Genomic DNA, 12,199 nt, shown 5'->3' on the forward strand with positions numbered 1-12,199 from the left:
CTCCGACGAAGCGCTCCCTCACGCTGTCACGTTGTGTGGTGCGACACGTCGAAGGGAGCGTCTCGAGAGGAGGAGCCAATGGCATCAGCAGAACCACGCACAGACAACAAGCGAATCGCGCGACAGATCCCCGAGGCCGTCGCGACGGCGGGCGACCTCGACCTCATCGACACCATCTGCACGGTGGACTTCGCCGACCACAGCCCGCTCGGCGAGGTGGAGGGCCGCGAGGCGTTCAGACAGCAGATGGAGGGTATCAGAGCGGCGTTCGACGACTTCTCGGCGACCGTCGACGACGTCATCGCCGAAGGGGACACCGTCGCCATGCGTGTGACCCTTCGCGGAACGCACACCGGGGAGTTCATGGGCATCGAACCGACCGGTGAGGCGTTCGAAGTCGGGAACATGGTGTTCACACGCATCGAAGACGGGAAGATCGCGGAGCGCTGGGTGCTCCCGGACATGCTCGGCATGATGCAGCAGGTGGGCGCCGTCGACGTCCCCGAGCGGTAGCGCCACGGTCTCGTTTTCACAGCATCTGACGGGAGACCGGCACGCTCGGTCTCCCCGATTGCACGACCGCTGAGTCGAAACTGGTTAGAGAGGGTCACTCTTCGCCCGAGATAGTGAGCACCTCCCGCGAACTCTACGCCCTGTATCTCACCCGGTTCGCCAACGCTTTCGGCCTCGTGACGCTGCTGACGCTCCTGCCGACGTACATCGACCTGCTCGACCCGCAGGGATTCGTCCTGGGCATGTTCGCCACCGGGCTGACGCTGGCTCAGACCGGCGCCGTCGTCCCCGTCTCATACCTCGGCGACCGCTTCGACAAGCGACTGCTCTTGCTCGGTGGACTGGGGCTCGCGACCGCCGTCTACGGGCTCTTCCCGCTGGTCGATTCGAGCTGGGGGTTCGTCTTCGTCCGCGGCCTCCAGGGCGTCGCCGTCACCGTCGCCAGCCTGCTCAGCCTGGCGCTGGTGGGCCAGCTGGCCCGCGAGAGCGAGCGGGGCACCACTATCGGCACGTCGAACGCCTGGCGGTTCGCGGCGGCCATCGGCGGGTCGCTCTCCGCGGGCCTGCTGTACGACCAGTTCGGCTTCGACGCCGTCTTCGGCCTGCTGATGTGTATCACCGGCATCGCCTTCCTGGCCGTCTGGCGCTGGGTCGAGCCCGACGAGACGACGAGCGAGGGCTTTGCTTTCGCCGACCTGGCGATGAACCGCCGTATCCTCACCATCACGAGCTTCCGCGCCCAGTACGCCGTCGCGGTGGTGCTCGTCAGGACCTGGGTCCCCATCTTCGCCGGCGTCGCCGCCGCCCGTGGTGGCCTCGGGTTCAACGCCGCGATCAACGGCGCGACGGCCGTCGCCATCGTCCTGGCCGCCGAGAAGTTCACCAACATGCTCGCCCAGCCCTACATGGGCGGCCTCTCGGACCGCTTCGGGCGCGCGCGGTTCGTCTTCGCCGGCGGCCTCTGTTACGGGCTGGTGGCGCTGGTCGTCCCCCTCACGCCCGCCATCGGGACGGCGCTGTCCCTGCCAGCGACGTTCCCCTTCCTCGGGACGCTCACCGCGGCGTTCCTGCCCCTGGTGGCGCTCAACGCTTTGCTCGGTGTCGCCGACTCCCTCCGCGAACCGGCGAGCATGGCGCTGTTCGCGGACGAGGGCACCGGGACGGGCGTCACCTCCAGTTTCGGCGTCCGGGCGCTGGTCTGGCGGCCGGGGTCGGTCCTCGCGCCGCTGGCCGGCGGCTGGCTCACGACCAACGTCGGGATGGAGTGGGTGTTCTACCTCGGCGCGGCGGCGGCGTTCAGCGGCGTCATCGTCTTCCTGGGCATCCTGACCTACCAGCACGGCCGGGCCGGCCTCGCACAGTGGTGACTACAGCTGCTCGGCGACGACGGGCGCAGCACTGACCGCGCTTGCGGCCCGTTCGAGCGTGTCAGTGCCGTAGACGGCCTCGACGCCCGCCGCCGAGAGTTTCGTCAGCGCGTTGCTCGCGAGCATCGGGTGCACGCAGGTGACGTAGACGTGCTGAGCGTCCCGTTCGTTCAACACGGCGACGGACTCGCTCATCGTCGACCCGGTGGCGATGATGTCGTCGACCAGCACCACGTCCCGGCCCTCGACCGGCGCGTCGCTCGGGCGAATCTCGATGTCGCCGGTATCGTAGTCCCGGTCCTTCTCGAAGTAGTCCGTCTCGCCCTCGCCGTAGGCGTCTCTGACCGTGACCGCCAGGTCGATAGCGCCCGAGTCCGGGGAGAGAAAGAGTGGGTCCCCGAGCGTCTCGGGCAGCGGGTCGGCCAGCACGCTCGCGGCGTCGACGTGTGTGGCAGGCACGTCGAAGAAGTCGCAGACGGTCGGTTCGTGGGGGTTGACCGTCACCACGCGGCCGGTGCCCGACGAGATGGCCCGGGCCATCGCCCGTGAGGAGACCGGTTCGCCCGCGCGGAACGCCTCGTCCTGGCGCGCGTAGCCCATGTACGGCAGGACGGTGACGACCTCGCTGGCGCCGACCTCCCGCACCGCGTCCTGCAACTGGAGCACCTGGACGAGCGCGTCGCTGCTCACCGTGGAGGCGACGACGACCGCTCGCTCCCCTTCGACCGCTTCGGGCACCCGGACCACGTGTTCGCCGTCGGCGAACTGTTCGTACTCGACCCGTCCCAGTCGTTCGCCGGTGGCGTCGGCCAGCGCCGCCGCGAACGCCTGTGTCTCCGCGCCGGGGATAATCATGTGCGATGGGTCTCCGGCCGGGCTAAACCACTTTTCGATTCTAGCGTTCGTCGCTGGAGCGACCGGTTCGGTCGAGGAGTGAGTGGACAGCCAGAAAGCCCCACCCAGTCGAGTGTGTCACGGGCCGAAAAGCCGTGGTCGTGCCACCGGCCGAACCGCGCGGTCAGGCCACCGCGACGCCGACGACGTCGGGCACGCCGAGCGACCGCTGGCGCCACCCACCGCGTCCGTCGGCGGTCGCCTCGGCCTCGGTCTCGACGAGGAACGTGCCGGCCTCCGTGACCGCGTAGACGTCCGCGCCGTGGACGACGTCGACCACGTGCTCGTCGACGGGTAGCGGACAGCGTTCCCACGCCCCGTCGACCAGCTCGAACAGGCCGTCGTCGGCTGCGGCGTGGACGCGCTCGCCGTCGCTGGCGACCGCGCTGTAGGGGCCCGACCTGACCTCGGTCCACTCGTCCCCGTCCCGCTCGTAGAGCCCGGCGGTCGTCGCGGCGTAGTCGGGAGCCACGTCCGTGACGTCCGCGAGGCCGAACCGGTCCAGCGAGGGGAGGCCGTAGACCCCGCCCTCGGCCCCGAGCAGGTCGCCGTCGATGGCCCGGACGGCCGCGACCTGTCCGAGCGTCGCCCACTCCCCGGCGGCGTAGCGGGCGACGGTGCCGTCCTCGCCGGCGGCGAGCAGGCCGTCGCTGTCGTACCCCACGGCGGTCGCCGGGCCGAATTCCGTGGGTGCGAACCCCTCGTCGGTCGAGACCAGCACGTCGTCGCCGGCGGCGACCGCGATTTCGCCGTTCGACCCGGCGACGTCGCGGGCCGTACAGCGCTTTACGAGACTGAACCGGCCCACCTGCCCGCCGGCCGTCTCGACGCGGGTCACGCCCAGCCCCGACGCGACGTAGGCGTGGGTCTCAGGGCGTTTCTGCCCGTACATGCGCTTCTCGGAGAGGGCGATATCGTCGTCGCTCATATCGCCTGCTTGTACGCCTCCAGCGCCTCGTCGATGTCCGCCTCGGTGTGGGCGTCACAGACGAACTGGGACTCGAACTGGTTGACCGTGAGGAAGACGCCCTGCTCTTTCATCGCCGGCCAGAACAGGCGCTCCCAGCGCTCGGTCTCGGCCCGCGTGATGTCGCCGCCCGTCTTCGGACAGTGGTCGAACCGGGAACAGGACTCGCGCTGGGTACACCCTGCCTCACAGTGGCCCTCGAAGGAGTCGGGGGCGTCGCGCGTGAACACGAGTTTGAACATCGAGTCGGTGCCGACGACGGTGTACTCGGGGGCGCGGTCCTCGACGAGGTCCTGCAGGCCCGAGCGGATGCGGTCGCCCAGCCGGTTCACGTGGTCGTAGACGTCGTTCTCGGCGGCGTAGCGCAGCGTCTCGAGGCCGGCGGCCATCGTCACCGGGTGGCCCGAGAAGGTGCCCGACTGGAAGACGTCGCCGGCGGGCGTGAACTGCTCGATGATCTCGCTCTTGCCGCCGATGGCACCCACCGGGAACCCGCCGCCGACGATCTTCCCGAACGTCGTGATGTCCGGGTCGATATCGAACTTCCCCTGGGCACACTGGAGGCCGCCGACCCGGAAGCCGGTGATGACCTCGTCGAAGACGAGCAGCGAGCCGTGCTCGTCACAGAGCTCGCGCAGCGTGTCGTGGTACCCCTCGACCGGGTGGACGATGCCGTAGTTCCCGAGGATTGGTTCGGTGAGGACTGCGGCGATGTCGTCGCCGTGTTCCTCGAACACCTCGCGGGCGGCCTCGGGGTCGTTGAACGGCACCGTCAGCGTGTGCTCCGCGAAACTCTCCGGGATGCCCGGACTCGACGGTGCGGTGTGGTCGCGCTCGCCCTCGACCAGCGTCGACTCCTGGGCGCCGTGGTAGCCGCCCTGCATCACGACGATCTTGTCGCGCCCGGTATACCCTCGGGCGAGCCTGACCGCCGACACCGTCGCCTCGGTCCCGCTGTTGACGAAGCGAATCATCTCCACGCTGGGGACGTGGCGGGTGACGAACTCGGCGAGCTCGACCTCGACTTCGGTGGGCGCGCCGTACATCGGTCCCTCGGCCGCTCGCTGCTGGACGGCCGACTGGACCTGCTCGGGCAGGTCGTGGCCCAGCAAGAGTGGGCCGTAGCCCATCACGAAGTCGAGGTAACGGTTCCCGTCGGCGTCGACGACGTGGCCACCGTCGCCCGACTGGACGAAGAAGGGGTACGGGCGCACCGCCCGCACCGAGGAGTTGACCCCGCCCGGCATGACCGACAGCGCCCGGTCGTACAGCGTCCGCGACTGCTCGTGGTTCATGCCACGGGCTTCGGTCGGTCGTAGAAAGAATCTGTTGTTCGTCGCGTCCCTTCCCGTTCGATAGACACACCGCTACTCGAATTGAGAGTGGTCGAAAAACCGCCTGCAGTCGCGTTACCTCCCCCACCCGGCCCGCTCGGGGAGTTACGCTGGACTGGGAGCCGACCTCAACCGACCGATTCCTCGACCGGGAACTGCTCGTACTCGCGGACCGTGTTGAGCACGACCGACGTCGACGCCGAGCGGATCTCGTCGTCGGTGAGCAGCTCCTTGATGGCGGCGTTCAGCGACACGGTGTCCTGAAACTTCCCGATAGCCACGATGTCGTGGCTCCCGGTCACCTCGTAGACGGCGATCATGTTCGCCGCGTTCTGCAACCGTTCGGTCACCGCCTTGAGCCCGCTGCCCTCGACCGAGAGTTGGAACACCGCGGTGACTTCGTACCCGAGCGAGCCGTAGTCGACCTGTGGGGCGTACCCCTCTATGACACCGGATTCGACCAGTTCGTCCATCCGTCGTGAGACGGTCGTCGCCGCGACGCCGGTTTCGGTAGCGACGTCACGGGCGCTGGCCCGGCCGTCCCGGAGGAGTGCGTTGACGACCTGTCTGTCGATGTCGTCGACCATCGCCCGCTTCAGACAGCCTCGGTTCCGGTCTTGCCGGTACGGACCTGGTAGGCGTCGTCGACCGGGAGGACGAATATCTTGCCGTCGCCCTTCTCGCCCGTGTGGGCGCCTTCGGCGATGGCTTCGACAACGTCGTCCGCGGGGATGTCTGCGACGACTGTCTCGACTTTGACCTTCTGATGGAGGTCGACGACGTACTCCTCGCCGCGCCACTGCCCCTTCTTCGCGGGCTGTGAGCCGCGGCCGGAGACGTTCGTGACGGTGAGCGACGGGGCGCCGACCTCTGCCAGCGCCTGCTTGACGTCACCGAGCTTGTCCGGGCGGACCATCGCGACGACCATCTTGATCTCGCTGTCGTCACTCATCGTCGACACCTCCGTCAGTGCGGACCGTGTCGTTCACCGTACCGCCGTCGGCGACGACGCCGTCGGAGCCGAACTCGGGGTAGGTCTCGACGCCGTGTTCGCTGACGTCCAGGCCTTCCTGCTCGTGTTCGGGGGTGACGCGGGCCTGTCCAACGGCCTTGAGCGCGTACCAGATGAGGCCGGTCGAGAGGATCGTCCAGCCGGCGATGACGGCGACGAGGATGACCTGCGCGATGAACGCGTTGACCACCGAGCCGACCGTGCCGGGGGTCGCGACGAACGGGAACAGGAGTGCACCGAGCACGCCGGCGCTCCCGTGGACCGGGAAGACCGCACAGACGTCGTCGATCTTCAGTCGCTTCTCGATGAACGAGAAGACGATCGGGAGCTGGGCACCGGCGAGGCCGCCGACAACGAACGCGCCCCACCAGGTGGTGCTGTCCGGAATCGCGGTGATGCCCACGAGGCCGGCAAGCAGACCGTTCGCGACATAGAGCGTGTCGACTTTACCGGTCTTCGCCCAGGCGACGAGGCCGGCACCCATGGCACCGCAAGCCATGGCGATGGTCGTCGTCATGGCGACGCGACCGACGTAGCTGAAGGCGCCGAGTTCGATGCCACCGTCGGTGAACACGAACACGCTCGCGGCGGTCCCGACGTTGAAGCCGTACCAGCCGAAGGCGAGCACGAGCGTCCCCAGGACGGCGAAGGTCAGCGAGTGACCGGGGATGACGTTCACGGAGCCGTCCTCGTTGTACCGACCCATGCGCGGGCCGAGGACGTAGGCTGCGGTGAGGCCGGCGATACCGCCCATGCCGTGGACGATCATGCCGCCCGCGAAGTCGTGGTACGGCTCACCGCCGAAGGCGATGTAGCCGCCGGCCCACGTGATTCCGGTGACGACCGGGTAGATGACCGCGGCCAGCAGGAACGTGTAGATGACGTACGCGCGGAGCTTCGCGCGACCGGCCACCGCCCCGGAGACGATGGTCGCGGCGGTCATCGCGAACACTGCACCGAACAACCAGCCGACCCAGTCGTTCGCGCTCTCGGCGGCGAATGCCGGCGAAAAGCCGCTGCCACCGACGAGGGAGGAGACCCCCGCGCCGATGAGGAAGAACACTGCGACCCCGACCGACCAGGTCAGGAGGTTCTTCGTGAGCTGGTTCGCTACGTTCTTCGAGCGCACCTGGCCGGCTTCGAGCATCGCGAAGCCAGCGTGCATGAAGAAGATGAGGAACGTTACGACGAGTACCCACAGGAGGTTGACTCCCGTGACTAGCGTTTCGAGCGTTTCCGGCGTTGCTTGGAGTGGTGAGAGTACCATGATTTGTTTCAGTTTCCGTTTTTATTGCGTTTGAATGTCCAACTTTATCGTCGTGTGTGCCAACTTCGTCAAGTCGTTCACGGAAAATCTCACCACCTTTCCCTACATAAAGATTCGCTTTATGATATCGCACATTAGGGGGTGTGTGGTAGACGACTGTCCAAATTATGGTATGATATTATGGATATAAGGTTGTTCTCCGTCAAGAAAGGACGTATCTGCTCACCCGGATTTTGGACGAACGTCGACCGGCCCCGAACCGATTCGGCCGCGAATCGACCGATATCACTCGCGCGCGCCGCTCAGGATGGAAATTGACAGCGCCGACAGAGTTATGTTACTCGATAAAAGTTGCTGCATTAGTTAGAACTCACCACAAGACTGCAGTATCTGTTCAACTATTATCCAAAAATACCGAAGTTATTAGTGCAAATCGGAATTCAACTCCAAGAATGACTCTCCACGAATCAGATACCGTCGCCGACGCTGCGACCGCAGCGGGCGAAGAACGCACCGTCGCGAACGCACAGGGGGCACTGGCAGTCGTGGAGGCGGCGGCCAGTGACGTCGACGACCAGCTGGCTGCAATCGACCGGCGGGCGGACGAACAGGTGACCGACGCACAGTGGGTCGTCGAGGAGATCTCGGCGCTCTCGGCGACCATCGAGGAGATCGCGGCCACCACTGCCGAGGTCGACGAGCAGAGCGACCGCGCGGCCGACGAGGTCAGCGACGGCCGCGGCGCCGCCCAGGACGCCATCGAGACGATGGACGAGGTCCGCTCGGTCGGCCAGGCGGTGCTCGAGGAGGTCGACGCCCTCGAGGACCGCATCGACCACATCGCCTCGGCGCTCGAGGGCATCGACCGCATCACCGACCAGACGAACATGCTGGCGCTGAACGCCTCCATCGAGGCCGCCCGCGCGGGCGATGGCAGTGACGGGTTCGCCGTGGTCGCCGACGAGATCAAGCAACTCGCCGAGGAGTCCCAGGCCCAGGCCGACGACATCGACGACGTGCTCGCCGCGGCCGACGTCGACCGGCGTGCCCGCCTGGCCGACGCGCCGACCCTCGAGACGGGCATCGCGGGGCTCGACACCCTCTGTGACGGCGGCCTGGTCGTCGGCGGTCAGGCGGTCCTCCAGTACGGAGCGGGGACGCCCGTCGACCACTTCCTCTCGCAGTTGTGTGCCAGCGCGGTCGCGAGCGGCCTGGCCGTCTCGCTGACGCCGACGCCGACGCTCGACCGCGAGCGACTCGCGGCGGCGTTCGACGCCACCGACGTCCCACTCCGTCGGGCGATGGCCGACGACCGCCTGTTCGTCCTCGACATGTTCGGCACCTGGCGCGAGGAGCGCAACGTCTTCGACATCGGTCGGACCAGTCTATCGGCGGCCAACGAGACGACCGACGCTCGCCGGGAGGTCCCGTTGCTCGTCGTCGGCAACATCGAGGGCGAGGTCGAGACCGCCGGCGAGCAGGCGGCGCGGGAGGCGCGCTACGAGAACGACGACGGCGTGTTCGAGGCGACCGACACCGTCCTCAACGTCGTCGCCACCGGTGCAGTGCCAGAGACCCTCGCGGCCTTCTACGCCGGCGCCGCCGATCAGGAGCTGGTCCTCGAAGCGAGCGCGACCGGCCCGTCCATCGAACTCAGAAGCGCACCGACCGGGACCACCGGCGTCGAGCGGTCAGTCACATCGCTCGAACGGCCGCCGTTCCTCCGTGTGGCCACGAACTGATGTTCGGAATCGACGACCAGGGGCGTCTCACCTTCGTCACCGAGGAGCTCGCGTCGATGCTCTCGCGGCCGCCCGATGCGCTGCGCGGTGCGGCCCTCGAGACGGTGATCGAACCAGCGGCCGCGACGCGGGTCCAGGCGGCCGCGAGGGCCGTCCGTGACGAACCCGAGGCGACCACGCGCGCCTGCCGGGCCGCCATCGTCGGGGACGGCGAACACGTCCCGGTGACGGTCGAGCTCACGTCCACGGGTGTGGGCCGCGTCGTGGGGTCCGTCCACCTCTCGTCGCCGAACGACCGGTTCCGCCACCTCTTCGACCTCATCCACGACGCCGCCGTCCGGTTCGAAATCGTCGACATGGTCCCGGTCGTCCGTGCGGTCAACCCCGCGTTCGAGGAGACGTTCGGGTACAGCGCGACGGAGGTCCTCGGCGAGTCGCTCAACGACTTCATCGTCCCCGCGGGGCAGACCAGCGAGGCCGCCGACCTGGACGAACGGACCGCCCGCGGGAAGGTCAACTACGCAGTCGTCTCCCGCGATACGATCCACGGCCCCCGGGAGTTCATCTATCGCGGCGTGCCCTACGAGACCGACGACGGTCGGAAGTACGGGTTCGCCATCTACACCGACGTCACCGAGAACCGACGGCGGAAACGACAGCTCCACGTCCTCCACCGCGTGTTGCGACACAACCTCCGGAACGAACTCTCCGTGGTGTTCGGGATGACCGAGCACGCCATGGCGACGACGACCGACCCCGACGTCGGGACGGCCCTCGAGCGAATCCTCTCGGCCGCCGACCGGCTCGCGTCCGTCAGCGAACAGGCCCGCGAGGTGGAGACGGCGCTCGACGGCGTGTCGAACCGGCCCGTCGACGCGGCGGCCATCGCCCGCATGGTCGCGACTGACTTCCGTGACAAGGTCTCGGTCGAGACGGCCATCCCGGACACGGCACCGGTCTCGGGCAGCACGAGCCTCTACATCGCGCTGGCCAACCTCGTCGAGAACGCCGTCGAGCACACGCCGCCGGGGACGCCGGTCAGACTCAGCGTCGACGTCGAGGGCGACGACACGTACCTCCGCGTCGCCGACGGTGGCGACGGCATCCCGGAGACCGAACGCGCCGTCGTCTTCGACGACGCCGACATCACCTCGCTGCAACACGGCAGCGGCCTCGGTATCTGGCTGGCCCGCTGGGTCGCCGAGACGGCCGGCGGCGGCATCGAGTACGAGCGCCGCGACGGCTGGACGACGGTCTCGATGCGGCTGCGAACCTCCGAGGCCGACGACGTGTTCGTCCCCGACGCCGATTCCTCGCAGCCGGGCGTCCCCTCTGCGGGCAAGTGAGCCCGCTCAGAGCCGGTCGGCGACGTCCTCTGCGAAGTAGGTGAGAATCAGGTCCGCGCCGGCGCGCTTGATGGAGAGCAGCGACTCGTAGGCCACCGCCTCGAGGTCCAGCCACCCCTTCTCGGCGGCGGCGTGGAGCATGGCGTACTCCCCGGAGACGTTGTACGCGGCGACCGGGTGGTCGTGGGCCTCGCGGACCTGGCGGACGATATCGAGGTACGGCAGTGCCGGCTTGACCATCAGCACGTCCGCACCCTGCTCGACGTCCAGGCCGACCTCCCGCCGGGCCTCGCGTGCGTTCGCGGGGTCCATCTGGTAGTGCCGCCGGTCGCCGAAGGCCGGCGCGCCGTCCGCAGCGTCGCGGAAGGGGCCGTAGAACGCCGACTCGTACTTCGCGGCGTAGCTCATGATGGGCACCTCGGTGTACCCCTCGCCGTCGAGCGCCTCGCGGATGGCCCCGACCATCCCGTCCATCATGCCAGAGGGCGCGACCATGTCCGCCCCCGCGCGTGCGTGGGAGGCCGCAACCTCGCCCAGCAACTCGAGCGTCTCGTCGTTGCGGACCGTGAGCCGCGGGTCGGCCTCGGCGTCGGGTTCGAGCACCCCACAGTGGCCGTGGTCGGTGTACTCACAGAGACAGACGTCCGTGACGACGTAGGCGTCCGTCTCGTCGGTGATGCGCCGGGTGGCCTCCTGGACGACGCCGTCGTCGGCCCAGGCACGGCTCCCCTCGGGGTCTTTCGACTCGGGGACGCCGAAGAGGATGACGGCCTCGACGCCCGTCTCGAGGATCTCCTCGACGCGGGCGACGGCCTCGTCGACCGGGACCCGCTCGTGACCCGGCATCGTCTCGATGGGGACCCGCTCGTCGGTCGTCGCGTCCACGAACACCGGCGCGATGAGGTCCGACGCCGAGAGGTCCGTCTCGCGCACCAGCGGTCGCACGCCGTCGCCGCGCAACCGCCGTGGTCGGCGTGACATGTCCATACCGGGGTGTGGGTACTCGGCGCAATCAAGCCTCCGCTCTCGGCGGGATGCAGAAAACATATAGCCGCGTTGGACGGTGTGACGAACAGATGGCAACCGACGCCTCCGAGGCCACGGCCCGCGGCCCGGTCCGGACGTTCGCCGAGGACTACGGCCTGCTCGTGGTCGCCGGCCTGTTCGCGGTGCTTGGCCTCGCCGGCGTCGCCCTGTACGTCTTCGGCGACACCGCCTACGCCCGGACGCTGCTGGACCGCTACGGGCTTGTGGCGCTCTTCTTCGTCTTCATCCTCGAGGGCGCGATGCTGCTCTACTTCGCCCCCAGCGAGGCGCTCGTCCCGGCCGCCGTCGCGGTGCTCGCCCGGACGGCCGGGGGGTACGAACTGCCCGTCGTCGTCGCTATCCTCGCCGTCGCCGTCGCCGGCGCGACCCTCGGCCAGACCTGTCTGTTCCTGCTGGCGAAACGCGGCGGGCGCGAGTGGCTCCTCGCGCGGCCCTGGTTCCGGGTCGACGAGGACCGCCTCGACCGCTTCGGGCACATGTTCGACCGCTTCGGCGTGCTGGCCCTACCGCTCAGCAACACCTTGTTGTTTACCCGCGGGATGCTGACGGTGCCGGCCGGGGTCGCGGGGATGTCGACCCGGCGGTTCGTCCTGCTGTCGGCGCTCGGGACGCTCTCCTTCGAGATTCTGCTGGCCGCGGCGGCGATGGGCGTCCTCGAGTTGCTTTGAGGGTCCGAGCCGTCACACGGCCGTAGAAGTGTTTACGGGGTC

The 12,199-nt window shown here is 68.2% G+C and carries 12 protein-coding genes; 5 read left to right on the plus strand and 7 right to left on the minus strand.

The window, feature by feature from the left end:
- Window positions 1-78: 78 nt before the first annotated feature.
- Together P1L41_RS04030 and P1L41_RS04035 are read left to right on the plus strand one after the other, a co-directional pair.
- Window positions 79-513, plus strand: coding sequence for an ester cyclase (locus P1L41_RS04030; protein ID WP_276297585.1), 435 nt, complete (start codon window positions 79-81; stop codon window positions 511-513).
- Window positions 514-623: 110 nt separating this feature from the next.
- Window positions 624-1,880, plus strand: a complete 1,257-nt coding sequence (locus tag P1L41_RS04035) for an MFS transporter (RefSeq protein WP_276298432.1) — start codon at window positions 624-626, stop codon at window positions 1,878-1,880.
- On the opposite strand, the gene prs is transcribed toward P1L41_RS04035, so the two are convergent.
- The 6 genes from prs to P1L41_RS04065 all read right to left on the minus strand — a co-directional run bounded on the left by prs (window position 1,881) and on the right by P1L41_RS04065 (window position 7,354).
- The gene (prs, locus tag P1L41_RS04040) at window positions 1,881-2,735 is read right to left on the minus strand and encodes a ribose-phosphate diphosphokinase (protein WP_276297586.1); all 855 of its coding nucleotides are present in this window, start codon (window positions 2,733-2,735) and stop codon (window positions 1,881-1,883) included.
- Window positions 2,736-2,898: 163 nt separating this feature from the next.
- On the minus strand, window positions 2,899-3,702 hold the full coding sequence (locus tag P1L41_RS04045; RefSeq protein WP_276297587.1) for an HVO_0234 family beta-propeller protein: 804 nt from the start codon (window positions 3,700-3,702) through the stop codon (window positions 2,899-2,901).
- Window positions 3,699-5,036: a glutamate-1-semialdehyde 2,1-aminomutase gene (gene hemL, locus P1L41_RS04050; RefSeq protein WP_276297588.1), complete on the minus strand. Its 1,338-nt coding sequence runs from the start codon at window positions 5,034-5,036 to the stop codon at window positions 3,699-3,701. The genes P1L41_RS04045 and hemL overlap by 4 nt, the downstream gene beginning before the upstream one ends.
- Window positions 5,037-5,203: 167 nt before the next feature.
- The gene (lrp, locus tag P1L41_RS04055) at window positions 5,204-5,662 is read right to left on the minus strand and encodes an HTH-type transcriptional regulator Lrp (RefSeq protein WP_276297589.1); all 459 of its coding nucleotides are present in this window, start codon (window positions 5,660-5,662) and stop codon (window positions 5,204-5,206) included.
- Between the two features lie 8 nt (window positions 5,663-5,670).
- Window positions 5,671-6,027, minus strand: coding sequence for a nitrogen regulatory protein GlnK1 (locus P1L41_RS04060; RefSeq protein WP_276297590.1), 357 nt, complete (start codon window positions 6,025-6,027; stop codon window positions 5,671-5,673).
- A complete protein-coding gene (locus tag P1L41_RS04065) occupies window positions 6,020-7,354 on the minus strand; it encodes an ammonium transporter (RefSeq protein WP_276297591.1) in 1,335 nt (444 codons plus the stop codon). The genes P1L41_RS04060 and P1L41_RS04065 overlap by 8 nt, the downstream gene beginning before the upstream one ends.
- Window positions 7,355-7,806: 452 nt before the next feature.
- Between P1L41_RS04065 and P1L41_RS04070 the strand changes: the two genes are divergently transcribed.
- Window positions 7,807-9,096, plus strand: a complete 1,290-nt coding sequence (locus P1L41_RS04070; RefSeq protein WP_276297592.1) for a methyl-accepting chemotaxis protein — start codon at window positions 7,807-7,809, stop codon at window positions 9,094-9,096.
- Window positions 9,096-10,442 carry a PAS domain-containing sensor histidine kinase gene (locus P1L41_RS04075; protein WP_276297593.1) on the plus strand — a complete coding sequence of 449 codons (1,347 nt, stop codon included), beginning with the start codon at window positions 9,096-9,098 and terminating at the stop codon, window positions 10,440-10,442. The genes P1L41_RS04070 and P1L41_RS04075 overlap by 1 nt, the downstream gene beginning before the upstream one ends.
- Before the next feature lie 6 nt (window positions 10,443-10,448).
- Here P1L41_RS04075 and hemB read toward each other — a convergent pair whose 3' ends face one another.
- Window positions 10,449-11,429, minus strand: coding sequence for a porphobilinogen synthase (gene hemB, locus P1L41_RS04080; protein WP_276297594.1), 981 nt, complete (start codon window positions 11,427-11,429; stop codon window positions 10,449-10,451).
- A gap of 89 nt (window positions 11,430-11,518) precedes the next feature.
- Between hemB and P1L41_RS04085 the strand changes: the two genes are divergently transcribed.
- The gene (locus P1L41_RS04085) at window positions 11,519-12,157 is read left to right on the plus strand and encodes a DedA family protein (RefSeq protein WP_276297595.1); all 639 of its coding nucleotides are present in this window, start codon (window positions 11,519-11,521) and stop codon (window positions 12,155-12,157) included.
- Window positions 12,158-12,199: the final 42 nt, after the last annotated feature.

The sequence above is a fragment of the Haloarcula ordinaria genome, from assembly GCF_029338275.1.
Lineage (GTDB): Archaea > Halobacteriota > Halobacteria > Halobacteriales > Haloarculaceae > Haloarcula > Haloarcula ordinaria.

Excerpts from the sequence above, each read along its gene's own strand:
- P1L41_RS04030 (WP_276297585.1), top strand. The coding sequence starts at position 79 with ATGGCATCAGCAGAACCACGCACAGACAACAAGCGAATCGCGCGACAG.
- prs (WP_276297586.1), bottom strand. The coding sequence starts at position 2,735 with ATGATTATCCCCGGCGCGGAGACACAGGCGTTCGCGGCGGCGCTGGCC.
- P1L41_RS04045 (WP_276297587.1), bottom strand. The coding sequence starts at position 3,702 with ATGAGCGACGACGATATCGCCCTCTCCGAGAAGCGCATGTACGGGCAG.
- hemL (WP_276297588.1), bottom strand. The coding sequence starts at position 5,036 with ATGAACCACGAGCAGTCGCGGACGCTGTACGACCGGGCGCTGTCGGTC.
- lrp (WP_276297589.1), bottom strand. The coding sequence starts at position 5,662 with ATGGTCGACGACATCGACAGACAGGTCGTCAACGCACTCCTCCGGGAC.
- P1L41_RS04060 (WP_276297590.1), bottom strand. The coding sequence starts at position 6,027 with ATGAGTGACGACAGCGAGATCAAGATGGTCGTCGCGATGGTCCGCCCG.
- P1L41_RS04065 (WP_276297591.1), bottom strand. The coding sequence starts at position 7,354 with ATGGTACTCTCACCACTCCAAGCAACGCCGGAAACGCTCGAAACGCTA.
- P1L41_RS04070 (WP_276297592.1), top strand. The coding sequence starts at position 7,807 with ATGACTCTCCACGAATCAGATACCGTCGCCGACGCTGCGACCGCAGCG.
- P1L41_RS04075 (WP_276297593.1), top strand. The coding sequence starts at position 9,096 with ATGTTCGGAATCGACGACCAGGGGCGTCTCACCTTCGTCACCGAGGAG.
- hemB (WP_276297594.1), bottom strand. The coding sequence starts at position 11,429 with ATGGACATGTCACGCCGACCACGGCGGTTGCGCGGCGACGGCGTGCGA.
- P1L41_RS04085 (WP_276297595.1), top strand. The coding sequence starts at position 11,519 with ATGGCAACCGACGCCTCCGAGGCCACGGCCCGCGGCCCGGTCCGGACG.